33 protein-coding genes and 1 pseudogene are annotated in these 26,586 nt (G+C 71.1%); 8 read left to right on the top strand and 26 right to left on the bottom strand.

Annotated features, from left to right (window positions below; translation table 11 throughout):
• Positions 1 to 249 precede the first annotated feature (249 nt).
• Positions 250 to 384 carry a hypothetical protein gene (locus tag BI06_RS54650; protein WP_255360187.1) on the top strand — a complete coding sequence of 45 codons (135 nt, stop codon included), beginning with the start codon at positions 250 to 252 and terminating at the stop codon, positions 382 to 384.
• 362 nt (positions 385 to 746) lie between these two features.
• A complete protein-coding gene (locus BI06_RS04735; protein ID WP_206743630.1) occupies positions 747 to 1,124 on the top strand; it encodes a hypothetical protein in 378 nt (125 codons plus the stop codon).
• 487 nt (positions 1,125 to 1,611) lie between these two features.
• Here BI06_RS04735 and BI06_RS04730 read toward each other — a convergent pair whose 3' ends face one another.
• On the bottom strand, positions 1,612 to 2,337 hold the full coding sequence (locus BI06_RS04730; protein WP_043466076.1) for a HEAT repeat domain-containing protein: 726 nt from the start codon (positions 2,335 to 2,337) through the stop codon (positions 1,612 to 1,614).
• Between the two features lie 241 nt (positions 2,338 to 2,578).
• Between BI06_RS04730 and BI06_RS49210 the strand changes: the two genes are divergently transcribed.
• A complete protein-coding gene (locus BI06_RS49210) occupies positions 2,579 to 3,487 on the top strand; it encodes a hypothetical protein (protein ID WP_149030265.1) in 909 nt (302 codons plus the stop codon).
• 141 nt (positions 3,488 to 3,628) lie between these two features.
• Here BI06_RS49210 and BI06_RS04715 read toward each other — a convergent pair whose 3' ends face one another.
• From BI06_RS04715 to BI06_RS04700, 4 genes are all read right to left on the bottom strand, one after another.
• The gene (locus tag BI06_RS04715; RefSeq protein ID WP_233290005.1) at positions 3,629 to 4,531 is read right to left on the bottom strand and encodes an SAM-dependent methyltransferase; all 903 of its coding nucleotides are present in this window, start codon (positions 4,529 to 4,531) and stop codon (positions 3,629 to 3,631) included.
• Positions 4,528 to 5,166: a cysteine hydrolase family protein gene (locus tag BI06_RS04710; RefSeq protein ID WP_082558260.1), complete on the bottom strand. Its 639-nt coding sequence runs from the start codon at positions 5,164 to 5,166 to the stop codon at positions 4,528 to 4,530. Before BI06_RS04710 ends, BI06_RS04715 begins: the two co-directional genes overlap by 4 nt.
• A complete protein-coding gene (locus BI06_RS04705) occupies positions 5,163 to 6,284 on the bottom strand; it encodes an isocitrate/isopropylmalate family dehydrogenase (RefSeq protein WP_043465315.1) in 1,122 nt (373 codons plus the stop codon). The genes BI06_RS04710 and BI06_RS04705 overlap by 4 nt, the downstream gene beginning before the upstream one ends.
• 65 nt (positions 6,285 to 6,349) lie before the next feature.
• On the bottom strand, positions 6,350 to 6,880 hold the full coding sequence (locus BI06_RS04700) for an EF-hand domain-containing protein (protein WP_030395342.1): 531 nt from the start codon (positions 6,878 to 6,880) through the stop codon (positions 6,350 to 6,352).
• A 458-nt stretch (positions 6,881 to 7,338) separates the two neighbouring features.
• Here BI06_RS04700 and BI06_RS04695 point away from each other — a divergent pair, with 458 nt between their 5' ends.
• The gene (locus BI06_RS04695; protein WP_043465312.1) at positions 7,339 to 9,174 is read left to right on the top strand and encodes a glycosyl hydrolase family 18 protein; all 1,836 of its coding nucleotides are present in this window, start codon (positions 7,339 to 7,341) and stop codon (positions 9,172 to 9,174) included.
• 575 nt (positions 9,175 to 9,749) lie between these two features.
• On the top strand, positions 9,750 to 10,076 hold the full coding sequence (locus BI06_RS04690; protein WP_199523246.1) for a beta/gamma crystallin domain-containing protein: 327 nt from the start codon (positions 9,750 to 9,752) through the stop codon (positions 10,074 to 10,076).
• A 110-nt stretch (positions 10,077 to 10,186) separates the two neighbouring features.
• On the opposite strand, the gene BI06_RS04685 is transcribed toward BI06_RS04690, so the two are convergent.
• Complete coding sequence (locus BI06_RS04685; protein WP_043466070.1) at positions 10,187 to 11,083, bottom strand: NADP-dependent oxidoreductase; 897 nt, start codon at positions 11,081 to 11,083, stop codon at positions 10,187 to 10,189.
• 70 nt (positions 11,084 to 11,153) lie between these two features.
• On the opposite strand from BI06_RS04685, the gene BI06_RS04680 reads away from it, so the two are divergent.
• Positions 11,154 to 11,816, top strand: a complete 663-nt coding sequence (locus tag BI06_RS04680) for a TetR/AcrR family transcriptional regulator (RefSeq protein ID WP_043465310.1) — start codon at positions 11,154 to 11,156, stop codon at positions 11,814 to 11,816.
• 352 nt (positions 11,817 to 12,168) lie between these two features.
• Positions 12,169 to 12,516, top strand: a complete 348-nt coding sequence (locus BI06_RS04675; protein ID WP_030395347.1) for a DoxX family protein — start codon at positions 12,169 to 12,171, stop codon at positions 12,514 to 12,516.
• A 298-nt stretch (positions 12,517 to 12,814) separates the two neighbouring features.
• On the opposite strand, the gene BI06_RS04670 is transcribed toward BI06_RS04675, so the two are convergent.
• Positions 12,815 to 13,441 carry a class I SAM-dependent methyltransferase gene (locus tag BI06_RS04670; protein ID WP_043466067.1) on the bottom strand — a complete coding sequence of 209 codons (627 nt, stop codon included), beginning with the start codon at positions 13,439 to 13,441 and terminating at the stop codon, positions 12,815 to 12,817.
• A 633-nt stretch (positions 13,442 to 14,074) separates the two neighbouring features.
• Here BI06_RS04670 and BI06_RS47715 point away from each other — a divergent pair.
• Positions 14,075 to 14,314 (top strand): annotated as a pseudogene (locus BI06_RS47715) (hypothetical protein); the annotation flags it as partial.
• 75 nt (positions 14,315 to 14,389) lie between these two features.
• Here the strand turns inward: BI06_RS47715 and BI06_RS04660 are convergent.
• The 19 genes from BI06_RS04660 to BI06_RS04580 form a co-directional block, all read right to left on the bottom strand.
• Complete coding sequence (locus BI06_RS04660; protein ID WP_149030264.1) at positions 14,390 to 14,614, bottom strand: hypothetical protein; 225 nt, start codon at positions 14,612 to 14,614, stop codon at positions 14,390 to 14,392.
• A 136-nt stretch (positions 14,615 to 14,750) separates the two neighbouring features.
• The gene (locus BI06_RS04655; RefSeq protein WP_051740225.1) at positions 14,751 to 15,245 is read right to left on the bottom strand and encodes a GNAT family N-acetyltransferase; all 495 of its coding nucleotides are present in this window, start codon (positions 15,243 to 15,245) and stop codon (positions 14,751 to 14,753) included.
• On the bottom strand, positions 15,242 to 16,084 hold the full coding sequence (locus BI06_RS04650; protein ID WP_043465296.1) for a hypothetical protein: 843 nt from the start codon (positions 16,082 to 16,084) through the stop codon (positions 15,242 to 15,244). Before BI06_RS04650 ends, BI06_RS04655 begins: the two co-directional genes overlap by 4 nt.
• A complete protein-coding gene (locus tag BI06_RS04645) occupies positions 16,048 to 16,704 on the bottom strand; it encodes a hypothetical protein (protein ID WP_233290004.1) in 657 nt (218 codons plus the stop codon). Before BI06_RS04645 ends, BI06_RS04650 begins: the two co-directional genes overlap by 37 nt.
• The gene (locus tag BI06_RS04640) at positions 16,701 to 17,123 is read right to left on the bottom strand and encodes a hypothetical protein (protein WP_043465293.1); all 423 of its coding nucleotides are present in this window, start codon (positions 17,121 to 17,123) and stop codon (positions 16,701 to 16,703) included. The genes BI06_RS04645 and BI06_RS04640 overlap by 4 nt, the downstream gene beginning before the upstream one ends.
• 132 nt (positions 17,124 to 17,255) lie before the next feature.
• Positions 17,256 to 17,378: a hypothetical protein gene (locus tag BI06_RS54645; RefSeq protein ID WP_255360186.1), complete on the bottom strand. Its 123-nt coding sequence runs from the start codon at positions 17,376 to 17,378 to the stop codon at positions 17,256 to 17,258.
• Between the two features lie 33 nt (positions 17,379 to 17,411).
• A complete protein-coding gene (locus BI06_RS04635) occupies positions 17,412 to 17,612 on the bottom strand; it encodes a hypothetical protein (RefSeq protein ID WP_149030263.1) in 201 nt (66 codons plus the stop codon).
• A 77-nt stretch (positions 17,613 to 17,689) separates the two neighbouring features.
• On the bottom strand, positions 17,690 to 17,860 hold the full coding sequence (locus tag BI06_RS50325) for a hypothetical protein (RefSeq protein WP_158516384.1): 171 nt from the start codon (positions 17,858 to 17,860) through the stop codon (positions 17,690 to 17,692).
• A gap of 55 nt (positions 17,861 to 17,915) precedes the next feature.
• A complete protein-coding gene (locus BI06_RS04630; protein ID WP_043465287.1) occupies positions 17,916 to 18,146 on the bottom strand; it encodes a hypothetical protein in 231 nt (76 codons plus the stop codon).
• Positions 18,143 to 18,361: a hypothetical protein gene (locus BI06_RS04625; RefSeq protein WP_043465284.1), complete on the bottom strand. Its 219-nt coding sequence runs from the start codon at positions 18,359 to 18,361 to the stop codon at positions 18,143 to 18,145. The genes BI06_RS04630 and BI06_RS04625 overlap by 4 nt, the downstream gene beginning before the upstream one ends.
• A gap of 97 nt (positions 18,362 to 18,458) precedes the next feature.
• Positions 18,459 to 19,307, bottom strand: a complete 849-nt coding sequence (locus tag BI06_RS04620) for a helix-turn-helix transcriptional regulator (protein WP_043465281.1) — start codon at positions 19,305 to 19,307, stop codon at positions 18,459 to 18,461.
• Positions 19,308 to 19,334: 27 nt separating this feature from the next.
• On the bottom strand, positions 19,335 to 19,859 hold the full coding sequence (locus BI06_RS04615; RefSeq protein WP_043465277.1) for a DUF6879 family protein: 525 nt from the start codon (positions 19,857 to 19,859) through the stop codon (positions 19,335 to 19,337).
• Positions 19,831 to 20,094: a hypothetical protein gene (locus BI06_RS04610; protein ID WP_043465273.1), complete on the bottom strand. Its 264-nt coding sequence runs from the start codon at positions 20,092 to 20,094 to the stop codon at positions 19,831 to 19,833. The genes BI06_RS04615 and BI06_RS04610 overlap by 29 nt, the downstream gene beginning before the upstream one ends.
• Positions 20,095 to 20,713: 619 nt before the next feature.
• Entirely contained in the window at positions 20,714 to 22,090 is a 1,377-nt protein-coding gene (locus BI06_RS04605; protein WP_043465270.1) for an IS1380 family transposase, read from the bottom strand.
• 91 nt (positions 22,091 to 22,181) lie between these two features.
• Positions 22,182 to 24,503 (bottom strand): hypothetical protein, encoded by a 2,322-nt coding sequence (locus BI06_RS04600; RefSeq protein ID WP_043465267.1) that lies wholly within the window; start codon positions 24,501 to 24,503, stop codon positions 22,182 to 22,184.
• 66 nt (positions 24,504 to 24,569) lie between these two features.
• Positions 24,570 to 24,968, bottom strand: coding sequence for a hypothetical protein (locus tag BI06_RS04595; RefSeq protein WP_149030262.1), 399 nt, complete (start codon positions 24,966 to 24,968; stop codon positions 24,570 to 24,572).
• Positions 24,965 to 25,174 (bottom strand): hypothetical protein, encoded by a 210-nt coding sequence (locus BI06_RS04590; RefSeq protein ID WP_043465263.1) that lies wholly within the window; start codon positions 25,172 to 25,174, stop codon positions 24,965 to 24,967. The genes BI06_RS04595 and BI06_RS04590 overlap by 4 nt, the downstream gene beginning before the upstream one ends.
• 41 nt (positions 25,175 to 25,215) lie before the next feature.
• Positions 25,216 to 26,109: a hypothetical protein gene (locus BI06_RS53190; RefSeq protein ID WP_233290003.1), complete on the bottom strand. Its 894-nt coding sequence runs from the start codon at positions 26,107 to 26,109 to the stop codon at positions 25,216 to 25,218.
• A 95-nt stretch (positions 26,110 to 26,204) separates the two neighbouring features.
• On the bottom strand, positions 26,205 to 26,586 hold a 382-nt coding region (locus tag BI06_RS04580), incomplete at its 5' end, for a hypothetical protein (RefSeq protein WP_158516383.1).

Raw genomic sequence — 26,586 nt, 5'->3', positions numbered from 1 at the left:
TCCTGTCGGGTGCGGTTGTCCCGGGGCAGAATGATCGCCATGACGACATGAAGAGCACCCACCGGCCGGAAGTCCTGGCGCAAGCGATGGGATGGCTGGTCGGTTCTCGACGGCGTCCGTCGGCTCTGCATCGTGTGCCACGAGCCCGTTCGCTCCTACGAGTACCGCCTCCATCCGCCCGAGTCCCGCAGCTTCGAACGTTGCGTCGGTCTGGTCTGGTGCTCGGGATGTCGGATCTACTCGGGCAGCATGGTCCACATTCCTCGCAGGAAGGTCCTGGTCGACGCCCTGGCATCGCTGCCCGCCGTCGACCGTGACCTGCTGCGCCGGAAGGAGGCCGCGCTGGTCGACCATCTCGACGGCCGAGGCGTCGGTCGGCGGTGAGCCGCGGATCGGGCTGAGCCGCCACCAGGAGCCGGGGCGACCTGCCCCGTCAGGGCGTTGTGGGTGAGGCGCCTCGGGGCCAGGTGCTGCCCGTTCTGCCTGCTGCATCGCGGAGGGGACCGACGAGGGTCGATGCGGCCCCTGTCCGCAGCGTCGCCGCAGGAGGTGAGACCGCCGGTCAGTACGGCGTCGTCGAAGGCTGCCTCAACTCGCTTGAAGCAGAACCGTCCTGAACCCGGCGCGACCCCGCCTGGGGCCGACGGCTTTCGCCACGGGGGCGAACGCAACTCGGCGGGCGGTGTGGGCAGGCGCCGATGTTCGCGGTATCTTTGAACGCGTTCAAATCTATTGTGGGGGACACCGTGATGTCGATCGACCGAGCACCGTCACGGGCCAAGTACCTGGTTTCACTGGCCGTCCTGGGCTGTTTGCCGGCGGCGGTCCTCTTCCCGGGGCCGTTGGCCCTCGTCGTTCTCCTGATGGGGTCGGCGCTGGCATGCCGGGAGCGGGACGCGTTCCGCACGGTGTGCGTTGCGAGTGTCGCTCTCATCGCGGTCGGCTCGGTGGTCTGGCTGTACGACGGGGTGTTCCTGGCAGCGCCGACCGTTCCGGTGCTGTTGGTCGCGTGGTGGGTGGCGCGTCCGGGCGTCGATGCGGGGTGGGGGCTGCTCGGGCTCGGCTGGACTGTTGGAATTCTGCCGGTGGTGGGCTGGCCGGTCCTTGTCCTGTGGGTCCTGTGACGGTGGCCCGGGCCTCCGGAGCCTCGTCGGCCGTGCTCCGTCCAAGCCGCGCCGGCCGTGCGGGTTCCGGCCCTCGAAGCGTCGGCCGGTACCTCGCGACAGACGTGGTGGTGTGTCCGAAACCTGTCCTGCTCCCTTCGACGAACCAGCCGAGCGTGCCTGGGTGCACGTCCGGGCGGCCTCCGCCGCTCGGCGGAGGCCGTCAACTGACCACTCTCGGGCCTTTCCCAGCTTCCTCGGCCGCACAGGACCGCCGCCGGGGCACCGGAGACGTCCCTTGAAAACGGGGCAGCAGGGCTCGCTCGAGTGACTGTCGATCGCAGCAACCAGGTCCCGAGCCGTTGCCCTCACCACAGGATCACGGTCGTGTGTGAGCCGAGCCGCTGTCGGTCGGCCGCTCAGCACAGCCTGGTGGGCTTGCAGTTGCGCCCCTGCGACGTTCCGACGGCCGCGCGCTGCCGTGATGCCGGTCCGCGAGGTGGTGCCGTCACAGGTCCGAGGCGTCGATCCAGCAGATCGTCGCTATCAAGTCGGGAGTCTTGTCGGTCGCCTCGGCTGCCAGAAGTGCCCAGTCCCGGCAGTCGGCGACGATCCGGTCCCAGGGCGAGCGGCGGTCGACATCCCAATCGACAGCTGGGCCGTGGTCTCTGTAGATCCCCTTGTCCTGCTTGATCCGCCACACCTGGAAATGGAGCACCGCCTGATCGTGAGCGGCGAGATCCTCGATGACTTCGGCGAGGTGAGCGGTCGGCCAGGCCGGATCCAGGGTGTCCGGCGAGGCCCGGAGGGCGGCGGCCCGAGGGGGGAGGACGGGTTTGCGGGCGCCGAGGTCCGTCAGCGCCCAGCGGAGTGCAGTTCCTTCGGAGTCGTCGGGGGCCTCGCCTCGCCACCGGAAGGCTTCGTAGGCTCGGCGAAGCGCCGGCACGGCGCGTTTGATCCCCAGGTCCGCCAGGGCAGTGGCTGCCCATTGGCGGACGGTGGCGTTCTCGCTCTCCAGCAGGTCGATCAGTACGCTTCCCGGTCGCGGGTCCTTGAGTGCGGTGAAGACCTCGATGGCGCAGAGCTGCCCGAAGACCCCGAGGCGAGGTGTCGCCGCCGTCAACTCGGCCAGCACGTCGGGCCCCATGGCGATCAGCGCATACTGGGCGTCCTCCGCCACTTCGCTGGAGTCCGCGTCGAGTTCGCCGACCCGTTGAGCAATCGTGCTGTTCATGGCCACGAAGTCTGGCTCGTCCCGTGCGTCACGACCAGTCAATAAACGGGCCTGCCCGCGCCGCGCAGCGGCAGACGTCATCCGGCCGAGCGTCGGCGGGCGGTGCGCGCGCGTTCGGGGGCTTAAGTGTGTCGTCGGTGGTGAAGACCACGGCCGAGGACCGTCCGCGAATACGACTTCGAGAATGTCAGTGGTTCGTGCAAGTGTTCTCCCTGCTCACCTCACCTGACCGGAGACCTCTGTGACGATCCGCCGTACCACCCTGATCACCGCTGCCACGGTGATCGCCCTGTCTGCCGTGGCCGCCTGCAACGACGGCGACGCGTCCACCCCCGCGGCCGCCGGTGGCTCGACCGCGCAGAGCGCGACTGCGACCGCGAGCGTGACCGCGAGCGGCACTCCGAGCGTCCCCACGCCGACGCCCACCGCGACGCCCACGCCGACCGCGACTCCTACGCCCACCGCGACGCCGACTCCTGCGGGTGCGCCGGTCGACGCCTCCGGTGCGTTCGACCCGGCGGTGGCCCTGGCGAACGCGGACCGGACGCCGTACGCCGCGACGCTGAAGATGAAGACGACGGCGACCGCGAACGGTCAGGGGACGGTGATGACCTCGACCGGCCGGACCAACATCAACACGCCGGGCCACGAGGGGCGGAACGAGGCGAAGATGACGATCAGCGGCAGCGACGAGCCGGTGCTCTGGATGGAGTCGGTCAACACCGGCAACGGCATCTTCATGCGCGACAAGACCAAGCCGGGCAGCACCTGGAGCCCGTCCGGCAGCAGCGAGGACGCCACGGACGACGACGGCGCCGGCCTCTACGCGAAGGCCCTTGTCGAAGCCGGCCCCGCCGCTCGCAAGGGGATGGAGCAGAAGAACGGCGTCCCGGCCTTCCACCTCGGGGCCCGTCTGACGGCAGCCCAGATCAAGGCCATCGACCCCGATGAGCACCGGCACATGACCGAGAAGGGCGTCGCCGCGAAGGACTACGACGTCTGGATCGACCGGGCCGGACGCATCCTGGCCGTGTCGCAGTCCATGAAGGTGCCGAAGGACGGCACGACCGTCACCAGCGTCATCACCGTGGAGTACAGCGACTTCGGGCCCCGCGAGACCTTCACCGTTCCGACCGCGGCAGCCAGCTGACCCGACCCGATCACCGCTGCCGTGCCCGCTGGAACGGTCCTCGGGTCGGCACGGTCTCGATCGGGTGAGCGCGTGCGTCGTCGCGGCCGTGGATCACCCGCTCCACGACCTCGCGGGAGCCGTCCGCCCGGGCGCCGACCGTTACCAGGACGTGTCCCGGTGTCGCGGGGGACTGGTCTTGCGGCAGGTGATCCAGCGGTTGGCGTCGAAGGGGTCGTGCGGGGTGCGGCGGAGGCGGGGGGTGGGGTGGTCGAAGGGGGAGCGGGTGGTGGTGTCCCAGCCGAGGGTGCTGAGGAGGGCGGCGGTGCGGGGCCGCGGGTCGGGGGAGAAGAGGGCGAGGAGGTCGATTCCGAGCCGGTCGCGGGCGGTGGTGTAGACGGGGTGGGTGCGGACGGCGGCGGACTCGGGTGCGCTCTTGATCTCGTACGCGAGGGTGCTGCCGGGGGCGCTGAGGAGGTCGAGGGTGGTGGCGACGCGCAGTTCGGCCTCGGCGGGCAGGTAGAGGAAGAGCCCTTCGGCGAGCCACGCGGTGGGCCGGTCGGGGTCGAGGCCGCTTCGGCGCAGGGCGCCGCTCCAGTGGGTGGTGAGGTCGACGGCCACGGTACGGCGTTCGGCCCGTGGTGCGGCGGCGGGCAGGCTGTCCAGGACGTGTTGTTTGAAGGCGAGGACGTCCGGGCGGTCGAGTTCCCAGACGGTGGTGCCGGGCGGCCAGGGCAGGCGGTGGGCGCGGGAGTCGAGCCCGGCGCCGAGCAGGACGACCTGGCGGGTACCGGCCCGGGCGGCGTCGAGCAGGTGGGTGTCCAGGACCCGGGTGCGCAGCGCGAAGTAGCCGGCCAGGCGCTCCCACACCGGGTCGCCCGGGGCGACCTGTGCGGGGTCGCGGGGCCAGTCGGCGCAGCCGGGCGCGGCGCGAACGAAGTGCTCCGCGTACGGGTCGACGGCGAGCGGGTCGGGGCGGCGGGCCTCCAGGGCGCGGGCGTGGGCGACCAGCAGGGCGGTGCGGCCCACGCCCGCGCCGACGCCGGGGGTGCCGACGGCGGTCACTGTCGCGTCACCGGCTCGGGTGAAGCGGGTGGGGCGGGCACGGATGCCGGCACGAAGGCGCCGTCGGAGAGGTCGGTGACGCGGGCCCCGTACACCCGGGCCATGAATCGCAGGACGTCCGCGTCGGCCAGGTGCAGTGCCGTGGTGCAGTCGCGCAGGACGGTCAGGTGGAAGCCGCGCTGGAAGGCGGTGCGGGCGGTGGAGTCGACACAGACGTCGGCGAACAGTCCGGCCAGCACGAGGTGGTCGATCCCGCGCCGGCGCAGGTGCGGTTCGAGGCGCTCGTCCAGGAACGCGTCGAAGACGGCGCGCTTGGTGAACACCTCCTCACCCGGGCCGGGCCGGACGCCGTGGAAGTCGGCGCCCCAGCTGCCCTCCAGGCACTTGGGCTGCTTGCCGAGCAACTCGTCCCTGCGGCGCCAGGCGGGCCCCTGGTGGACGGGGTCGCCGAGGAAGCGGACGAACAGGACGTCGAGGCCCGCCGCCCGGGCCAGTTCGACGGCGCGGGCGCTGTTCGCGGCGGCGCGGGCCAGCCGCTCGGGGTCGCCGGGGAAGCGGGTGGCGGCGAGGGGGCCGGCGCAGAAGTCGTTCTGCAGGTCGACGACGAGCAGCGCGGAGCGGGGCGCGCCGGTCACCGGGCGCCCGCCCCTGCTTCTGCGGCACCCACGCCGACCCCTGCTTCTGCGCCGGCCACGCCGGCCCCGGCCGCGCCCGCGGTGAGCTCGGCGAGGACGGCGTCCGCCACCTCGGCGGTCCCGGCCCGCCCGCCGAGGTCGGGAGTGCGGATGCCGCGACCGCGGACAGCGGCGAGCGCGGCTTCGAGGGCCGCCTCGGCACCGGGGCAGTGGGCGTGCCGCTCGGCGATCCGGGCGGCGGCCCGGAGCGTGGCGACCGGGTTGACCACGTCCCGCCCGGCCAGGTCGTCGGCCGAGCCGTGCACCGTCTGATACTCCGTCAGTTCATGTAGCTCCGGAGCCAGATGGACGTTCTCGGTGCACCGGTCCTCCTGCCGCTGCGCCCCGTACCGGTCGAGCAGCACCACGTGCATGATGTCCGCCCACTCGTTGCCGGCGACCAGCACGGTGCGGTCCTCGGGGCCGTGGGTGATCAGGTTGCGGTTGACGGTGTCGGGCTGGAACAGTTCCACGGCCACGCCGAGCCGCTCGGCCAGGCCCTCGGTCCAGTTGTCCAACGCCCCGTCCAGCAGGTGGTACTTGTAGGCCATCACGACCCGGGCGGGGCCCTGCGGCCAGAGCGCGCGGGCGCGGCGCACGGCGTACTCGAGGATCCGTACCGTGACGGCGCGGCTGAACTCCATGGTGCGCACCACGGTGTCGGGGGTGTGTCGGTTCTCGCCGGTGTAGAAGCCCTGCGCCTGGTCGCGGACCAGCAGTAACCGGGCCGGACCGGCCGTGAGCGGTTCGACCTTGACGGCGGCGAGCCGCTGACGGACCAGGTACAGCGACTGGGCGTTGATCGCGGTGCGGAACACCGCCCGCACGCCGCGGGCGGCCTGTTCCCGGCAGAACCGCTCGTAGTGCGCGGCGTCCTCGCCCGTGAGCCGCTCGAACTGCCCGGTGCCGCGGGCCTCCTGGCGCAGCGAGACGTAGGAGTGGTAGAGCCGCGGTGACCGCACCACCTCGGCTCGCGTGCCGTGCAGGGCGGTGATCCGTTCCAGTGCCCGTTCGAAGACGGGTGCGAGTTCGGGTCCGGTTCCGCGGTCGACGGCGAGGGCGATGAGCGGTGCGGTCATGCGTGGATCCTCCGGGGTTGGCGTTGCCGAGGTGGGACGGGGGCAGAAGGGGCAGCCGGGTGTGGTCAGGCGGAGGCCGGGACGAGGTGGTCGCCCGGGATGCCGGCCTTCTCGGGGGAGTAGTAGTCGCGGATGCCGTCGGCCCAGGTGGTGACGGCGACGCGGTCGCCGGCGTCGGGGCCGAAGGCGTCGAACAACGCGGCGATGTTGGGCTTCTCGAAGCCGATCGCGGTCATCAGCGCGAGGAACCGCGGCCGTTCGACCAGTCCGTCGCCGTCGGGGTCGCCGAGCGTGGCCAGGGCGTCCGCGAAGACGGCGATGGTTGCGCCGAAGCGCTCGGGGTTCAGGACGAAGCCGCGGAACTCCTCGGGGCTGATCACCCCGTCGCCGTTGGCGTCCAACGCTCCGAGCAGCACCTCCCAGTAGCGGCGCAGGCTGTCGGCCAGGGCGTGGCGGTCGGCTTCGGCGGAGCCGTCGGCCACGGCCAGGATGCGCTCGGTCATCAGGTCGAAGTCCTCGCCTTCGAGCACCCCGTTGCCGTTGGCGTCGAACAGGGTGAAGACCAGCTCGGCGCGCCGGTGAGCCTCGTGGGCCATGGTGTTCCCTCTCTCGCGGTGGCCCGGCCTCGGCCGACCGGGCATCGGCCCCGACTGCGCCGTTCGGGTGCGGTCGGGACTTCCACTGTGCGGGCCGGGTCGGGGGACCGGGGTCGAAACCGGCGGAGCGTCACCCGGGAGGGTGACCGAGTGGGCCGTTCCTGCCGTTCCTGCCGTGCTCGGGACTCACCGTGCCCGCCTTCCGGCGCCTCGACCGTGTCCGGAATGTCGCTGTGGACAACAGATCTGACGGTCCGTCGGATCGGGGCAGGTCGTCGGGCTCCCGGTCCGGCATGCCCCATTTCGGCAAAGGGGAGGTAAAGGAAAAGTGGTCTGAACCTCTTGACTGGTTGGTCTGGACCTTTCTAGTCTCACCGAAGCACCCTGCGGCGGACGTCGCGCAGTGTGCGGTCACGGACTCCCCACCCCTGTCCGCCCCCACGTCGAGGAGCCCCCTCTTGCTGACTCGCTTCGCCCTGCCCACAAAGAGGTTGAGAGCCGCCGCAGCCGGCCTGACCGCGCTCACCCTGCCCCTGGTCGCCGTCGTCGGCCTGTCCACCCCCGCCCAGGCCGCCGCCGGGGCCACCGCCACCTTCGCCAAGGGCTCCGACTGGGGCTCCGGGTTCGACGGCAAGTGGACGGTGAAGAACACCGGTACCACCACGCTCACGTCCTGGACGATCGAGTGGGACTTCCCCGCCGGCACCAGCGTCGGCTCCGCCTGGGACGCCACGGTCACCAGCACCGGCAACCACTGGACCGCCAAGGACAAGGGCTGGAACGGCACCCTCGCCCCCGGTGCCTCCGTGACCTTCGGTTTCAACGGCGCCGGCCCCGGCGCGCCCACCGGCTGCAAGCTCAACGGCGCCTCCTGCGACGGCACCGACCTGCCCGGCAACAAGGCGCCCTCTGCGCCCGGCACCCCGGTCGGCTCCGACATCACCGACACCTCGCTGAAGGTGTCCTGGACCGCCGCCACCGACGACACCGGCATCAAGAACTACGACGTCCTGCGCAACGGCACCAAGGTCGCCACGGTGACCGGCCTCAGCTACAGCGACAGCAACCTCACCGCGGGCACGAGCTACTCCTACACCGTCGTCGCCCGCGACACCGCCGACCTGACCGGCCCCGCCAGCGCGCCCGGCACCGTGCGCACCACCGGCGGCGACATCGTCACCGGCGACCAGGTCAAGCTCGGGTACTTCACCAACTGGGGCGTCTACGGCCGCAACTACCACGTGAAGAACCTGGTGACCTCCGGCTCCGCCGCGAAGATCACCCACATCAACTACGCCTTCGGCAACGTCCAGAACGGCAAGTGCACCATCGGCGACGCCTACGCCGACTACGAGCGCGCCTACACCGCGGACCAGTCCGTCGACGGCGTCGCGGACACCTGGGACCAGCCGCTGCGCGGCAGCTTCAACCAGCTGCGCGAACTCAAGCGCCTCTACCCGCACATCAAGGTGATCTGGTCCTTCGGCGGCTGGACCTGGTCCGGCGGCTTCGGCCAGGCGGTGCAGAACCCGGCCGCGTTCGCCAAGTCCTGCCACGACCTGGTCGAGGACCCGCGCTGGGCCGACGTCTTCGACGGCATCGACCTCGACTGGGAGTACCCGAACGCCTGCGGCCTGACCTGCGACACCAGCGGCGCCGACTCGTTCAAGAAGATGGCCCAGGCCATGCGCACCGAGTTCGGCAACGACCTGGTCACGGTCGCGGTCTCCGCCGACGCCTCCCAGGGCGGCAACATCGACAAGGCCGACTACGCGGCCGGTGCGCCGTACCTCGACTGGTTCAACGTCATGACGTACGACTTCTTCGGCGCCTGGGCGGCCAAGGGCCCGACCGCGCCGCACTCCCCGCTCACCGCCTACGACGGCATCCCGAAGGCCGGCTTCACCTCGGCCGAGGCCATCGCCAAGTACCGGTCGATCGGCGTGCCCGCCTCCAAGCTGCTGCTGGGCATCGGCTTCTACGGCCGCGGCTGGGCCGGCGTGACCCAGTCCGCCCCGGGCGGCACCGCCACCGGTGCGGCGGCCGGCACCTACGAGACCGGCATCGAGGACTACAAGGTCCTCAAGAACACCTGCCCCGCCACCGGCACGGTCGCCGGCACCGCCTACGCGCACTGCGGGACCAACTGGTGGAGCTACGACACCCCGGCCACCATCACGGCCAAGATGGCGTGGGCCAAGGGGCAGAACCTGCGCGGCGCCTTCTTCTGGGAGTTCAGCGGTGACACTGCCAACGGCGAGCTGGTGAACGCGATCCACACCGGCCTCAAGTAGCACAGCCGCAAGTAGCACCGCCGCAAGTTGCACAGCTGCAAGTAGCACCCCCGCACCACCCGCACCACCGCTCGCAGCGGCCCGCCCTCCCCGGCGGGCCGCTGTCGGCGTTTCGGCGCCGAGGAGCGTGAGCGTGCCGCAGGGGTGGTGAAGAGTAGTCCGCGCGCCTGCGGTGCGCCTGTTGAGCGGGCGCGGCGCGGCGGGTTCCACTCATCCGCCGACATGGGGGCGAGCCGGTGCGTGCCGTCCGTCGGCGGTCCGGCCGACGGCACGCACGTATCCGCAGGTCGGGGCGGTGGTGGCGAGGGCGGCCGGTGCCGACGCGAGCGCCGTCGCCCCTCCTCCCGCGGGCCTGCGCTCCGGTCCCACCAGCCGCTTCTGTCCCGTCCGGCACGAGAGGCTTCGGGGAAACCCGGCCGACACGGAGCCGGTTCGCCGAAGAATCAATTGACCGCAGCCACTGCTGACGGGATGCTGATCGAGCACGATGCAATCACCAGTGATTGTTTCGCGCATTTCGACCGGGTATTCGATTCGCGTGAGGAGAATTCGTGATCTCGAGGACGAAGAAGCTCATGAGCGTCGCCGCCGCCACGTTCGCCGCCGCCGCCGCGTTCACCGTGGCCGTGCCGAACAACGCGTTCGCCATCAACCACATCGAGTGCCGGGGAGGCGAGGACTACCTGAAGATCTGGTCCCACAGCGGCGGAAGCCAGAGCGTGGACTGCTACGCGAACGCCGGTCGGACCGACTTCGGCAACTGGTGGGTCGACCGGATCTCCACCGGGAACAACGACCTCATCTACTACGACGCCAACGGCGACTCGGTGAGGATCAACCGGTGGACCGACATCACGTTCCCGAACCACCCGCCGCAGGTGAAGTCCATCGAAATCCTGTGACGGGCGTCGGACCGAACGCATCGCCCGGAATTACTGTTTCCGTCCGACCTTGAAAATGGTCGTACATTCGGGTGAGCGTGTGCCGAGGCGCGGTTGACGCGCCGACGGGTTCACCGGACGACGAGGACCCGGCGCCCGCGGGTGTGGCCGGCCCGGCTGTCGATGTGGGCCGCCGCGGCCTCGGCGAGCGGGTACGCCTTCTCGACGGGGATGTGGAGCCTTCCTCGTGAGATGAGGTCCGCGGCCGTGGCGAGTGCCTCCGGCACGCTCCCGGCCGTGCCGGAGAACCGGACGCCGTGATCGGGTGCGCCGAGATCGGCGATGGAGACCACCTTCCGTGCGTCGCCGGTGAGTTCGACGAGTTCGGGGATCACGCCCGAGCCGGCCAGGTCGAGGGCGGCGTCGACGCGGCCGAGCCCGCGCACCCGGTCGGGCCAGCCCTCGCCGTAGGTGGTGGCGAGGGCCCCCAGGCTCCGCAGGTAGTCCTGGTTGCGGGCGCCGGCAGTGCCGACCACGCGGACGCCGCGGTCGCGGGCGATCTGCAGGACGGCCGAGCCGACGCCGCCGGCCGCGCCGCTGACCAGCAGGGTCTGTCCCGGGCGGACGCCCACCTCGCCCAGGATCCGCAGCGCGGTCTCGACCACCGAGGGGTAGCCGGCGGCCTCCTCGAAGGTGAGGCCCTCGGGCATCGCCGTCCAGGCCGTCAGTACGGCGAACTCGGCGTAGGTGTCGACGCCTTCGCCGAACACATGGTCCCCGACCCGCGTGCCGCGGACGCCCTCGCCGATCCCGTCGACGACCCCGGCGGCGTCCAGGCCCAGTCCGGAGGGCAGTCGGGTGGGGTGGGCGCCGAGGACCTGGCCTTCGCGGATCCGCCAGTCGACGGGGTTCACGCCCGCCGCGCGGACGGCTATGCGGATTTGACCGGGCCCCGGGCGGGGCTCGTCGGTGTCGAGGAGGTGCAGGACGTCGGGATCGCCGAACTCGGCGAAGATCACCTTCTTCATACGGACGACCATAACACTAACCGTTAGTGTTTTGTAGTTGTGAGGATTTTGGTCCTGGTAGCGTGGCCGGATGACCGAGAGGACCGAGCCGGCCGGGCGCCGCGAACGCAAGAAGGCCGCCACCCGCCAGAAGATCGCCGACACCGCCCTTCGGCTGTTCCTCGAACGCGGCTACGACGCCGTGGGGATCCGCGACGTGGCCGCCGAGGCCGACGTCGCCGTCACCACCGTCTTCGCCCACTTCGCCTCGAAGGAGGCCCTGGTCTTCGAACAGGACCAGGACTTCGAGCAGCGCCTCGTCCACGCCGTCACCGCCCGGGCCCCGCACGAGCCGCTCGTCCCCGCGCTGCACCGCGAGATCCGGGCCCTGGTGCACCACTGCACCGCCGACGGCGCCGCACCGCTCTGGCACATGATCGACACCTCGCCCGCCCTGCGGCAGTACGAGGAGGCGATGAGGCTGCGCCACGCCGAATCCCTGGCCACGGCCATCGCCGCGGACGTCGCGGTCACGGCGGACGATGTCGCGGCGGACGGCGTCATCGCGGACGCCGGGTCGGGGCAGAGCACCACGGCGTGTCGGACGATCGCACGATTCGCGATCGACGCCTTCACGCTGGCCCGGGAGGCGGCCGACCCGGACTTGGCGCTCGAGGAGATCTTCCGGATGATCGAGGCCGCGTGGAACACCGCGGGCACCGGTGGGCACCCCGCCACCCCGGCGGGCCGCTGACCCCGCGAGTCCGGTCCGGGCGGCGACCGACACTGTCCGGGGTGGTTTGCGATGGTGGATCGGGGTGAGAAGAGGGTGCGGTGGGCGAGAGTGAGGTCCGGCCGGCGGATATCCCCCCTCTCCGCCGTCCGGACCCGCCCACCGCGCTCAGAGCCCGGTCACCGTGACGACCGCACACCGGTGACCGGGCGCCCGGGGGCCTCTCGGACCGGCGGGCCGACACGCGGCTGCGGGCCGGCGAAAAGTTTCCGGTACTGCTGTCACATCCGGTGCGGCCGGCGGGTCAGTGGAGTGTTCGAGCAAGCGCAGCGGTTCCACCGCTCCTCCTCCACACGAAACCGGGGTTCTCGCCATGTCCGTCGCCCACGTCGTCCTCGCCGTTGTCAGCGCCCTGTGGGTCGGCTTCTCCGGCGTCTCGCTCGCCCGCCGGGCGGAGTTCGTCACCCAGCCGCTGGTCGAGTACGGCGTGCCGCGCTCGTGGTGGGGCCCGCTGGCACTGGCGAAGCTCGCCGGTGCGGCCGGCCTGCTCGTGGGTCTCGTGGTCCCGGCCCTCGGCGTCGCGGCGGCGACCGGCCTGATCCTCTACTTCCTCGGCGCCGTCATCACCTGCCTGCGGGCCCGCTCCTACAAGACCGTGCCCTTCCCCCTCCTCTACCTCGCCCCCGTCGCCGTCACCCTCGGCCTGGGCCTGGCCGCCTGACGGGCGAACGCCTCCGGCCGGCCGATCCCCACGACCACCCGGGCGGAGGCCCCACGCGGTCCCGGCCGGCGCGGACCGACCCCGGCTGCTACGGAGCATGACCGTTCACAGCGGCCCACCGTCTCCGGCGGTCCGCTGTCGGCGTTCCGGCCTCGGGGGTGAGGCAAGGTCAGATCATCTCTGGGTCCTGGATCAGAGATTGGCTCCAGTCGGCGAGCAAGGTGCCAGGCCCTCCGCGCCGATCCGGAACCCCGCACGATCGGGGCTGCCCCGACGCCCCCGCTCCTTCCCGCCACTGTCACCCCGAAGAGCGCCGAGCCCAGAACAGGACATGGCCGCTGTCGCCCTCGGGCACGAACTCCTCGTGGACCACGTCGAGGCCGGCCCGCACGAGCCATGAGCGGCTCGTCGCGGCATCCGCGTGACTCCACCACATCGCCGCCCCGCCACCGAGCCAATTCTCATCGGTCCCGGTCCAGGCTCGATGCCCGGCGGTGGCCAGGAACCAGCCCCCGGGCCGCAGCCAGGAAGCGATCCGGCTCAGCAGGGCGGGCTGTTCCTCCACCGGAATATGAATCAGGGCGTACAGGCAGACCACGGCGTCGAAGCTCTCTTCGGGGAACTCCAAGGTCGTGGCGTCAGCCCGGACGAAGTCGGCGCCCGGCACGAGTTCCCGCGCCCTGCGGATCTGGACCTCACTGATGTCGACGCCCGTCACGCGGTGACCAGCCGTGATCAAGGACCGGACCGCGGGGACACCGGTGCCACACCCGACGTCCAGGACGGTGCCTGCCCCCGGCAGCCGGCCGAGCAACTCCTCGATCCACGATCCGTACTTCGTCTCGCTGCCGAATGCCCGCTCATAGTGCTCCGAGAGCAGGTCGTACCCTCGCCGGACCACCTCTTTGGGATCTTCAACGTCCACGCGGCGCACGCTAACGGCGCATCGCCGAGAACGCGACTCCTTTTCGGCTCAGGTCCGGCTGCCAGAGCTGCCACCCTCGCGAGTGACCGCCGAGGTCGGGCAGCCCCGAGAGAGCGGCTCCCTCGGGGCTGCCCGATCGTCCACTTCTGCTGATCGGCCGGCCCGCGATGTCCGCCTGCCCGACAGCCCTGACCGCCGCCGAACGCGCGCGGTCGAAGAAGGCCGCCCACGGCCACAGGACCGAGCACCGACTGCGGGTACGCGACCAGGTCGTGCTGCATGCGGCGCGCGGTCGATCCAACACTCCAACGCGCACATCGCCCGGGAGACGGGGCTGCATCCGGACACGGCGCGCAAGTGGCGGGGCCGATTCGCCGAGATCCACCCGGCGTCGCCGACCGGCCGAGGACGCGCTCAAGCCCTGGCAGCACCGCTCCTGGATCCTCATCACCGACCCCGGCTCCAAGGCCGAGGCCGAGCGGGTGCTGGACCCGTATGCACGCACCTGTGGCGCGGGGGCGTGCTCGTACTGGTACCTCCCCACACTGCGGGGTTCCCGGTCACCGGCAGGTGCCTGGGCCCATTCGGTGTCGCGTGGCGAGTGCCGCTGGTGGCGATCGCTATCGTGCTGGCATGACCGGCTTCGCGCAGCGGCCGCTGCTGTTCCTCGACGTCGACGGACCTCTCATCCCGTTCGGCGCGGCGCCCGATCGGTATCCGAGTTTCGCGACGGGCGCTCACGCACTCGGTGATGACGCGAATCCGCTCCTGAGCAGGATCGATCCTGCCCACGGGCCCCGTCTGCTGGCGCTCCCTTGCGACGTTGTGTGGGCGACGACATGGAAGAACGCACCGTCCTTGCACCTTGTTCCCGACCTGCGGAAACAGGCTGAGGTGGAAGGGGCGACTACCTTCTCGTAGCCCCTTCCACCTCGGTCCCGGCACGGGTCATGGCATCGTGGTGCGTCCCGGAAGCCGGATCGGCGTCCACGGCATCCGAGGGCCGGTGTGGGCCACCGTGTTGGGGTGGGTGATCTTCCCGGACTTGAGTAGCTGGTCGTGCAGCCAGACCGGGTCACAGCCGTACATCGTGCCGAGCACGGCCAGGCTGGTTCCGGCGCGGTACCGGAGGGCGACGGCCGGCATCACCGCCATGACCAGCTTCCTGGTCATGGCTTGGTGCTCAGGCTCGGTGGCGGCCCACATGGGAGTCTCCTGGTGTGACAGGCCCCCGCCCCGTGCCTTCGGGGGAAGTCACGGGGCGGGGGCGTCCCGCCGCGAGGGGGTGAGCGGCGGGGGTGCGAGATGGTCAAAGGTGGACGGGCGTGGTGGCGCTGGCGGTCGCCAGCGGCGGCCGGATCGCGTAGGTGAGGAACTTGGCGCGAACGCCGGTGAAGGTGAACCCGGCCTTGAGCAGGACGCGGCCGGAGGCCGGGTTGTCGGGGTGGTGCCGGGCGTGGATCTCCGGCAGCCGAAGATGGCCCAGACCGAGGGCAAGGGTCTTGCGTACCCCCTCCGTCGCGTAGCCCTGCCCCCAAGAGTCGCGCCGCAGGATGTAGCTCACGGCGGCGATGGGGCGGTCCAAGTGGAGCTTGACGACCCCGACGAGGTCACCATCCACCGCGAGTCCGAGGGTGTAGAGCGTGCGCGGGTCTCGCTCCGCCGACGCCACGGCTGCGGCCACGAACTCCACTGCCTCACGGGAGTCCATCGCTGCCCGGCCGAGGTGTCTGACCGACTCGGGGCCGTAGATCCGGCGCACCGCGTCGGCATCGGCGAACGTCAGTTCCCGAAGCTCGGTCATCCGTCGGCCTTGGCAACGAGGCCGGCCAACTCGGCGGCGGTCGGACGGTCTTCGGCAGCGCACACCAGGACGTAGCGCAGCCGGGCCTGGAGGGACGGCCACGGCATTCTGCTGGACATCGGTACGGCGCGGTGGGCGATGGCGCTCCGGAGGTCTTCCAACGGGGTGCCCTTCCCGAGGCCGGCGGTTTCGTAGTCCAGGTGCCAGGCCCCGGTGACACAGGTCCACAGGGTCGCGGCGAGGGCGTAGACGTCGGCGGTGAGCGTGGGGAGAACGGGTTGGGGGCCGTTCATGATCCGGGCGGCCAGCTCGGGGGCGGTGAGGTGGATCATCGTGCCGTCGAAGCGCTGCCACGGTGTGGTGCCCACCTTGTGGGTCCAGGCGACGTCGAGGAGGCGGACGCCGTCGTCGGTGTGGATGCCGTGCTGGGGCTGGAGGTCTCCGTGCACCCATCCGGCCTCGTGCAGGTCGGCCACGGCGCGGCACAGGGCGACGGCCCCGGCCAGGGCCTGGTCGCGTCCGCCGTCGTCCTTGCGTACGGGGCGGAAGACGTCCCAGGTGGAGGGCCCGGCCAGCCACGGGGTCACGAGCCACGCGCCACCGTCGAAGCGGCCGGATTCCACGGTGTATCCCGGGAGTTGGTCAAGCACGGATGCTTCGTGGGTGGTGACCTCGGTGGCTTCGCCGGTGCCGAGCTTGATGCTCACCACGCCGTGCTGGCCGCTGGCCTTCCACACCGCTGAACCTCGCCGGTTGCTGATCTCCTCCAGCTCTACGGGCCCGCAGACGTCCTCCGCCGCCTTCAGCGCGGCTCTGGCCTCGGGAGGGAACTCGCCCATTCTCGTACTGCCTTCCACTCGCAAGGGATCTTCTCGAAGACGTTCCGGCCGCCGTCCGCCGCCACGGACAGTGCCATGGCCAGGCTGGGCGTGGCCTCCAGGAACGCCGGGTCCAGCGGCCGGACGCCCGCCCGCACCGGGAGGAACGAGAACGGCGGCGGCGGGATGCTCTGTCCGCGTCGGCCGGTCTCGACCGCGCCTTGGGCGAACTTGCCGAACATGACCCCGACCTGGGCGTACAGGTTCTTCAGCGCCCAGTGCGGCCAGGCCATCAGCTCCCGGTGGTCCGCGCCTTCGCACTGCCCGAGCAGCACGATGTTCTCGCACGCGAGGACCCCGAAGGCGCGGCCCATCAGCGGGCGGACCCACTCCGCGGCTTGCACCCCGGCATAGAACAACTCCGCTTCCACGGCGTAGCGGTGGCTGCCCGGCGTGATCTCGTAGACCGTCCAGGCGGTCATGCCCCGGCGGGTGGAGGGGGCCAGGAACGGGCAGTGCTCGTGCAGGCTGGCGAGGTAGCCGTCGGCGTCCACGCTGGCGGGGTTCTCGGTGCGGGCCTCGGTGAGGCGGAGCGCCCCGGCGGTGGGCCGGGACGCTCCGTCGAATGGTGCTGTGATCACCGGGTGGACTTCTCCGGGACGACGTCGTCACCGTCGCCACCGCCGACGGGGCCGCAGTCCCACTCGGCGGTGACGGTGCCGGTCTCGCGGTACTGGGCGAGGGCTGCGGTGTTCACGGTGCCGTCGGCGTCGGTGAACCACACCTCGGGCAGGGGGCCGTACGCCTCCTCGTACGCGGCCACCCAGGAGATCGGGCCGAAGCCCTGCATCTCGACGTGGGCCAGCTTGCGGCCGGCGTGCTTGAGCGCGAAGGCGTCGTGGGCGGCCGGGTCCGCGACGAGGGTGTGCCACGCCGAGTCGATCGCGGCGGAGAACATCTGCGGCGCGGTCTGGCCCGCGTCGATCTGCCGGGCGGCGATCGTGAAGAACTTGCCCAGCTCGTCCAGCGCGGTGTCGTGCTTGATGGTGGCGGTGCTCATGTGCCTCTCCCATCGGGTTGGCTCTGCTCTCCCGCTGCGGGTGAGCAGTTGTGCGGGGTGGTGCGGCCCGGCCCGCCAGGCTTCGTGCGGCGGGCCGGGAGTTCGTGGGCGCCCGGGGGCGCGAGGTGCTGGTCAGAACCAGCAGGAGGCGATGAGCGCGATCACCGCTGCCGCCAGCAGGACCAGCGCGGCCGTCTGGGCGATGGCCACCGGCAGCGGCGTCGGGAGTCCGCGGGCGGCCCGTTCGGCGGCCACGCGGTACTCCTCCTGTCCGTCGTCCACGGCGGCTTACGCCGGGCGCTTGTCGAGCGCGGCCCGCATCGCGGCACGGCGCTGGGGCCGACGGGCACGGTCGATGCAGTCGTCACAGGTCGCGTGGCAGGTGCCCTGGCTCTCACCGGGGGCCTGGAGTGTGGTGCCCGCGCAGACCAGCGTCTCGCGGTGGCAGGCCCAGCAGGTCCCGTGCCGGTAGCCGTCGGGACGGTCCACGAACACCCCCTCGCCTGCGAACCGGACGGGAACCGGCGGCGGGATGCTCGCTCGGACGGGCAGCGGCGGCGGGGTGCTCACTCCGCGGACTCCAAGTCGGTCAGGAGGACCATCTCCGGGTACGTGTCACCGGAGCTGTCCCGGTTCACCCAGGCGTGGTTGGCGAGGCCGCTCGGGGTCTCGGCGACGGTGCCCGTCCAACCGTCCGTGCGGTGGCGAACCGGGTCGCCCTCAATCACCTTGGTCACAGTTGCGCCTCTCCATCAGGTCAGGGTGTGCGGAGTGGTTGCGCTGGTTGTTCGGTCAGGCCGCGCGGCGGGCCGGGTCGCGGTCGACTCCCGCGACGACCACCGCGTCCGTGCCGGGGTGGGTCCTGATGTACTCGGCGGTCAGCAGGAAGCCGTAGCGCCCGCAGACGTCGCAGCTCCAGGTGTCGTCAGCGGGTGACGGGGAGTCGTACGCCGTCTGGAGGAAGCAGGCCGGGCAGAGCGGGGGCGGTTCCATGCGCGGGCGCGGGGCCATCTTGGAGGTCACGCGGCCGATCTGCGGGCCGTGCAGTCCGGGCAGGGGCAGGTGGAGCGCACGGCGTCGAGCTGGAGCAGACTGCCCACCGACGGGGCGCGGCCTGCCAGGTTGGCGGCCCGATAGTCGGCCAGTGGACTCCAGTCCACCGGAGCCTTGCTGAGTTCGCGCTTCGAAGGGCCGGTTACGGCCTCGCGGTACACGCGCTTGGTCTTGGGTGTCGCCATCGGTCTCTCCTCCTTCGCCGAGGCGGTGGGGGTACGTGATAGACCGTAGGGAACCGACTACAGACGGTGCCAGGAAGTTGCGAATAGTTGCGCGGATTCACCCGAGGGCGCTGCGCGCGCTGATGATCAGTTCACGGGCGGTGTCCCCGTAGACGGCGCTAGAGGTCAAACCAGCGAACGCGCGCGCGTAGTCCATCAGCTCGCGCGGCTGCGTGATGTTGACCTCTGCGGTGAGTGTTTCCACCAGGGCCTGGCGATCGTCGTAGAGGTAGAACGCCTCAAGCGGCCAGATCGTCCGAGCAGCACCCATCGGGATGATCCCCAGCGAAACAGATGGCAGGCCCATGACTTCGAGGAGGTGGGCGAGCTGGCCATCCATGGCGACTTGGTCCCCGACTCCGGAACGGAGGACCCACTCCTCCATCAGCACCACGAAGCGATGGTTTCCCTCGTACAAGAACCTGCTGCGGGCAACCCGTGCGCCGACAGCCTCGGTGACGTCGTCAGGCGTGCCCTGGAAGGCGGTGATGGCCCGCATCAGGGCTGTGGCGTAGGCCGGAGTCTGAAAGAAGCCAGGGACCACGTTGGAGACATAGACACGGCACACCGCCGTCTCCCCGTGGAGCACGTAGAAGTCCTCTTGGACCTTACGCATACCGGTCCGATGAAGCCTGCGCCACTCCAGGTACATCGACTCGACGGCACGGGCGGTGGCGATCAGGTCATCTACTTGGTCGCCCGCCCCGCACGCTGAGCACCAGGCCCGGATGTCCAGATCGGACGGGGTGGCCTTGGCGCTCAGAATGCGGGACGTCTTGGCGGCGTGCCACCCGCACCGAGCGGACAACTCTCGCCCGGTGATCCCGGCGTCCTTAAGGAGATGAGACAAGCGCGCGGCAAGCGCCGCACGGGCGGCTTGTGCGCTCGAAGAAGGCGACGAAGGCATGAGCGGGTGGTCCGATTTGCAGCAGGATCAGACCGTGAACTTCTCATGCGGGATGCCGGCCGCCCACACGGCTTCAAACGCCGAGGTGCAGAGCTTTACCGCAGCCTCGTCCCCCGAGAACGCGTGCCCCGCCCAGTCACCGTCGCCGGTGAACCAGTGGAAGAGCACCAACCTCTCGTCAATCAGCCAGAAGTCATTACCCGGAAGCGCGATCGCCGAGGCCCGGCTGCGCGGAAGCCACCTGACCTGCTCGCCCGCAGCGATGTTGACCGGCGTGATCGCGTGCTCATACCGGATGTAGTCAGTGACGGGCTCGGACACGATCCGCGCCCGGCGCATGACGACTCCCCGAGAGATGGCGCCCTCCACCAGAGGTACCCAGGTCGGCCAGAACGAGGCAGCCGGGTCGTTGTCGACCTCACCAGTCTTCTTGAAGTGCTCGAACGCCTCAGCTTCGTCCCCTACCGAGTAGCTGTCGCGCATCTCCAGGTGCACGGCGGAACGCTTGGCGCCCCTCAGCAGCTCAGCAAAGTCCGGCGCGCTCTGCGTCATCACAAGCCTTCCTCAAGATCGAAATCATCCTCAGCGGGATGCGGACCACGTTCTCGCCGGGAGGAATACCCACGGCATGGCCAGCCACCCACTCTGTACTGCCCAGCAGAGCCAGCTTCTCCGGGGGCAGGTCCCACCCCTGGATCAGCAGTTCCCGCTGCTCCTCGTCCAAGAACACCGACGGTGAGCCACCGCCGCCCGTATTGGGGTCGATCCCGATGAACCGTACTGGCACTGGTACCCCTCCTGTCACGCTGCTTGCGCATACTTGCGCTGGGAGTTGACGTGAGCACCAGCTTCCAGCGTCGAGGGCCGTTCTGTCAGGCGTTTGCTCTTCTGACGAACCGTTAGGTTAGCGGTTCGACTCGGCAACGCCGCGTCCAGCCCCGCGCGACCCGACGTCCGGCCAGCGACCCGGGCCACAGATGCCCCACCCGTCCCCGGTGTCGGGGTGGGCGGGGCCTGTGGTCACGCTGAGTCGCCGTTGGGGTAGTACAGCGTAGTGGCTATGTCGTTATGTCTTTTTAGACGACATTCTAAGAAGAATATAGACATAGGCCCTACTGGTGGGGCTCAACCCAGATTGGCTTCGACACTCAGCATTCCGACACGGCAGGCCCCGGCCTTGGCCGCGAGGAGGCCGACGGAGGCCGCTCAGGCGGGGGTGGGGCCTGCCTCGTTGTTTCACCACAACTGCCGGTTGATCTTGTGCCCGTGATGTCGCGTTGTTCCCTGTCCGATGGCGGTTCCGGTCAGGGGTGCGCGTCGGCTGTCGTGCCGGGCAACGCCGGGTTCCACGGGCCCGGGGACTGCGGGTTGCTCCTCTCGGGTCTCGGCTGGGCCGGGCTTGCTGGTCAGGTGGGGTGAGGCAGGGCGAGGATGCGGGTGAAGGCCCGCAGGATCGCCGCTGCCCAGGGCCAGGTGGCGGGGAGCTTGAGGTGCCGTTTGCGCTGGCCGCGTACCAGTCGAGCGGGGACGTGGAGGATGCGGTAGCGCAGGGTCTTGGGTGTGGCCTTGGCGTTCTCGCCGTCCAGTGCGAGGAGTTGAAGCCAGGCGCGGAGGTCCGCGGCGATGGCGGTGGCGGTCAACCAGGCGGCGTTCACGTTCATCTCGCGGGAGGGCAACAAGCCCATGCCGGAGGCCTTCTGGTCGCGGATCTTCGGCTCGACGCGGGCGTGCTTGCGATGCCGGGCGTCCAGGTGGGCGATCTGCCTGCGGCGGCTGTTGGTGGCGAAGGTCTGGTAGCGCGCCTGCTTGGTGGTCTCGTAGGCGGAGGCGTCCTTGAGGTAGCGGGGGTGCAGCGGCTCCTTGCGGGCGATCACCCGATGCCTCTGGGGCCAGCCCGTCAGGTCGCCGAGTAGGCCGGTGATGTCGGCGACGAACGCGTCCTCTCGCGCCTGGCCGCCTTCCCCGGTGGCAGGCTGCCACAGGCCCAGCCGGTCCACGGTCTCGATGGCCGCCTGCTCTCGCTCGGTGAAGGACCAGCCGATGGAGTACTCCCAGCGGAAGGTCGCACTGGCCCGTCCGCCGGCGCTCGAAATCCAGGTGAGCAGTTCGTGGGAGAACCCGGCCCCGTCCACCCGGAACAGGATCTTCTGCCGTCTCCACCAGGGCAGTTGGGCAACAGCCCTGGTGAGAATGTCGATGTTCACGCTCGCATCGTTGGCGGTGACGTTGCCCGGATACAGCCGGGTGGCGAGCTGTTCGCCGGTGTTGTCGCACGTGGCGACGAACACGTGATGCCCGAAGGTGCCCTTGTATGTACCGCAGGCTCCTTCCTTCTCGGACGGGGCGCTGATCAGTGTGCCGTCGCTGTCGATCACGGTCCAGCCGGACAGCACGGCGCCGTCGACCTCCACCTCGGGAAAGCCCTCGGGCCGGTCCCTCAGCAGGGCGTACACATGGCGCCGCACCGTGGCCCGGGTCCGGTCGATGCGCCGCAGGGCGAGTTCGTCCACTTCGCTCAGCGTCCGCCACACGGTGGGGAACGAGGCCACCGGCCCGAACACGGCGCGTTGGTGCTCCAGCAGCCGGACGTCTCGGATACACGTCGCCCCGAGCGTGATCGCGACCGCGAGATCGACCATCACCTGGCCCCGGTCGTGCAGCGGATGAAAGCCGCGCCGGGCCAGTGCCGCCGACAGCGCACCGGTCAGGCCGGTGCGCTCCGCCAGTAGTCGCAGGTGCACCCCGCCGACATGCCCGACCTGTCCCTTCCCGTCCGCCGACATGGCCAGACCACGGCTCCACTCGCTATCGTGCACGGGAAAGGTGCCCCCACCTGTTCAAGATCCAAGCCTTCGCAAGCCGGATCCTCGCAGGTCACGGGGCACCTTTTCTCTTGCGCGACGGACAGTCACCGTCTTTGCAGATCACGGTGAAACACCGAGGCCTGGTGCCACCCGGTACTGCTCTTCGTCCTCGGGCGGCGGGAGCGGGACCATGGTCGACAGCTCGATGGCCGCGACCTGGCGGGTGAGGTAGCCGAGTCGGCCGGCGGCGGCTCCGATCCAGGCTCCGGTGGTGTCCTTGGCCATCCAGACGCCTCCGTGCTTCTCCACGGTGCCGATCTGTTCGCCTAGGCCGCGCACGACCCGGTAGCGGCCTTTCCTGCCCTCGTATTCGAGGTCGAAGAGCCGGTCGTTCCATCGGCCGTCGGGCAGCACGTTGTCGGGGTGGATGCTCAGGGGTGTGTCCTTCCGTTCGGGTGGGGCGTGGTGGGGCCTGGTGCCAGCGGCCGGCGGGGCCGGCGGAGCACGGGCGGGTAGCGGGGGTGGTGTGCGGCGGGGTGGGGGTGGGGCCTGGTGCCAGTGGGCCGATCTCGACTCCGTCGGCGAGGAGCTGCCGCACGGCGGCGTCGGCGTGGTGCTCGTACCGGCGGCGGGAGACGAAGTAGCCGTTCTCCCGGATCTCGTAGGAGTCGTGGGCGAAGTCGGTGGTGTTGAGGGTGACGTCGAGGCGGCGGGAGTGGCCGGCCCCGGTGACGGTCCAGCGGCCGGCACCCACCGCGGACCACGTCACGTCGATGTCCGCTCCGGTGCGGGTCCGTTCGGCGCGTTCGCGCTCGGCCCGCTCGTCTTCGCGGCGCTGGCGTTCGGCGGCGCACTCAGCCTGGTACTCGCGCTCGGCCCGCTCGCGGAGCCGCACCAGCTCGGCTCGGGTCTCGGCGGCCTGGCGCTCCATCTCTACCTGTCGCCGACGGGCGACCTCACGTCGCCGCTGATCCTCCTGGCCGCCGGGGAGCACAGGCAGGGCCTCGGGCTCGTGGCGGACTGGCCAGGGTTCGGCGAGGTCGGCGCGGTGGTGCTGCCAGACGGTGAGCATCGCCCGGCCGTCGGGGGTGGCCACCACGTCCCCGTTCTCCTCCTGCTGGAGGAACCCGGCCTTGACGACCAGCTCGACCACGCGGCGGCGCACCCGTCGGCCCTTCGCGTCGAGCCGGGCCCCCGTGGGCACGAGGCGGTAGCCGGAGCCGTCCCACCACACCCCGCTGTAGTCGTCGCCGCAGGCCGCCGAAACAAGGGCGTAGACGCGGGTGGTCCACCCGGACTTCTCCCGGACCTCCCGGGTGTTCTCGGCGGTGACGTAGCGGCGGATCGTGGCTTCGTGGTCGTCGGCATGGAGGCGGGCGGCGTGGTGGGCGTCGTCGCGGTGAAGGTGGTCGTCGCCGACCTGGGCCGGGCGCCCGGTGCGGCCGTCGCCGCAGTCCAGGCACCACACCTTCCCCCCGTCGCCCCGGTAGCCACCGGGGCCGACGCCGACGGGGCACGCGATGCGCAGGCCCCAGTCCAGGGCGGTTCCGCCTCCGGGTATCCAGGGGGCCAGGGCGGGGGCGGGCACTGGTGTCTCCTGCGGTGCGGTGGCCGGCCGGGGGGCCGCGCTGGGCGCTGGCGCGGCGTGCGCTTCGAACAGGGCCCGTGCTTCCGCTTCGGACTGTCGCCAGGCGATGGCGCGGGAGCGGCCGGGCTCGGTCAGCTCGAAGTTGTACCCGTCGTGGCACGTGGTGCAGGTGACCCGGAACTGGCCGCGCTTGCCGCCTGCGATGGCTTCGATGACCTGTCCGGTGTGGCCGTGCGCTTCGACCTTCACGCGGACCAGCTTCGCCACGTCGGCGGGGTCCACGATCAGCAGCCGGTCGCAGGAGTCCATCAGGGCGTCCCCGTAGGCGTCTGGCGCGGTGGTGGCCCACCACGACCCGTTGCGGTGCACCCGCGTGACGGGTCGGGCCCCGGTCTGCTCGTAGAAGTCCTGCACCACCCACATGCCCGGCCGGATCGCCCGGCCCCGCGCGTCGACGGGCAGCTTCCACTTCTCCACCCCGGCCTTGTGCTGGGCCTCCACGTCGGCCGCGTCCGGCAGCGCCAACCAGTCGGCGAACGTGCCGTACTCCCCGGCCGCGTGCCAGGCGTGCAGCGCCCGCGCCTCGGCCTCGGTGTCGCACCAGGTCTCGCCCTGGCCACCCGTGACGATGCCGCCCACCTCGTCCGGGCAGTCGCAGGAGACCCACCAGCGCCCGGCCTGCGGACGGCCCTCCTCGGCCTGCTGGAGCTGCGGCCGGTGCGCGGCTTCTTCGACCACGGCCGCGTTCACGGTGGTGGCTCGGACTGGGGGCTGCGCGGTGGTGTGGACGGCGGGGCGGGGCACGGGTGTCTCCTGGGCTGGGAAGGGGAGTTGGGAGGGGGGTGGGGCCTGGTGCCAGCGGGGCGTCGGTCAGTCGGTGCCCATGGCGTCCAGCCACTCGCCCGCGTCCATGCCGTCGAGGGTGGGGTGGCCGTCGCGGAACCGGATGTCGCGGGGTTCCAGCTCCAGGTCGAGCAGTCGGCCGACGTGGAGGACTTCGCGGACGAGGAGGCCGCGGAAGGCCGCTTCGGCTCGGGCCTGTGCCTCGTCGCCGTAGTACCGGCGGGGCTGGTCGCCGCTGAGTATCCGGCCGGCCGCGCCGAACGCCTCCCGCTCGACGGTCCACGTGCCCTTGTCGTCGGGGGCGGCGGTGAAGCGGACGGCCATCGGGGGCCGGTCGTTGGTCTTCGGGTAGGTGAGGGCGTAGCGGGTGGCGGTGGAGATGGTCACGGGTGTCTCCGGGGTGGTGGGGGCGGGGTCTGTGGTCACGGCTGGACGAGGGGCGCGCAGGCCGGGCAGAGCGGGTCACCGTTGAGTGCCCAGTCCGGGGTGAGCGGGGTGTCCGGGTCGCAGAGCGCGCGGCGCTCGGGGTCGTCCACCAGGGCGACGTGCGGCACGGTGCCGGGGGCGGCGTAGCCGAAGGTGTGAGAGCGGGGCAGGTCCATGACCTTCAACGGCTCGGGGATGACGTGCACGGGGTTCTCCGGAGGGGGTGGGGCCTGGTGCCAGCGAGCGGTCAGCCGTGCTCGGTGGCGAGGTGCCGCCGACGGGTCTCGTCCACGTACGTCTTCGCCGCGCTGCGGGTGGTCCAGCCGCACGTGCAGGTGGCGGTGGAGTAGGTCCGGCCGGGGCAGGTGGCGTACAGCGGCTTGCCGCTGCTGGTGTGCTTGTGCGTGGGCGGGCACTCGCTGTCGTCGGCGTGGTGGTCGGTGCGGGGCGCCTGAAACTTCTCCTTCGGCCGGCGGCCGGGGGTGCCCATCGGGACGAGGCCGAGCCGGGGTGCCTCCCGCTGTTCGGCGTCCCACTGTTCGGGGGTGAGGGCGTCGCCGACGCAGACGGGTTCGGCGTGGTCGTACCAGGTCTGCCAGTCGGCGGTGACGATGCGCTCGGCTTCGCGCTGGGCGGCTTCGGGGCTGGAGGCGATGACGGGGACGACGTGCACGGTGATCAGGTCGACGGGGACGATGTACCTGCCCGGCCCGGCCGGGACCACTGCGGTGGGGGTGGGGCCTGATGCCAGCGGCGGCTGCTCGGCCTTCTCGGGGGTGGTCGGCTGCGGCTCGGCCTGGCGGGCGTCTTCGGCTTCGGCGGCGTTCTGCGCGTCGCCGACTTCACCGACGATGGCGGCGAGGCGTGCCCGGCTGACGCCGAATTCGGACGCGGGGACGAGGGCGGCGTCGACCAGGCCGAGCAGGCTGTGCAGGTAGTCCGCCAGCACGCCGACCTGTTCGGCGGTCATGGTGGTGGTGACGCTCACGCCCTTGCCTCGCTTGATGTGGGTGGAGTTGGCGTACAGCGCTGCGGCAACGGCGTCTTCCAGACTTCCGGAGCAGCCGGACTGGAAGGCGTCGCGGTCTTCGAGAGCGGCGACGAGTGCACCGGGGAGGGTGACGGTGGTGATGGTGGGCATGGCTGTCTCCTGCGGTTGCTCGGGAGGGGGTGGGGCCTGGTGTCTGACCGGCCTCGGCGCGGTCCGGAGGGGTGTCCGGGCCGCACCGGGGTTGGTCAGGCCGCCAGTTCGGTGCTGCTGACGACCAGGCCGGGCAGGCAGTCCTGAAGGAGGGCGGGAACCATCTCGGTGGCCTTGTCGCGCATCCACGGGAAGCCGGGGGCGGTGGCGATGGCGAACGGCTCCCCTCCGTCGGCGGGGACGACGACGCGGAACCGGGCGCGGGTCGCGCGGACGGCCGGGCGGAGCAGACCGAGGACGCTGGGGTCGGTGTCGGCGGCGACGCCGTAGCGGACTCGGCCGTCGGGCTCGGTCCAGCGCTGCCACCCTGCCCCTGCGCTGCGGGTGGTGCTGGGCTTGATCCGGGGGCGGAGCCCGGGGCCGATCTTCACCGCGCGGCCGGGGCTGCTGGCGCTGGGCAGTTCCAGGGCGAGCTGT

The organism is Kitasatospora sp. MBT66 (assembly GCF_000710405.2).
Classification (GTDB): Bacteria; Actinomycetota; Actinomycetes; order Streptomycetales; family Streptomycetaceae; genus Kitasatospora; species Kitasatospora purpeofusca.
Note: the sequence above shows the minus strand (reverse complement) of the source record. Positions and strands in the feature narration are given on the sequence as shown.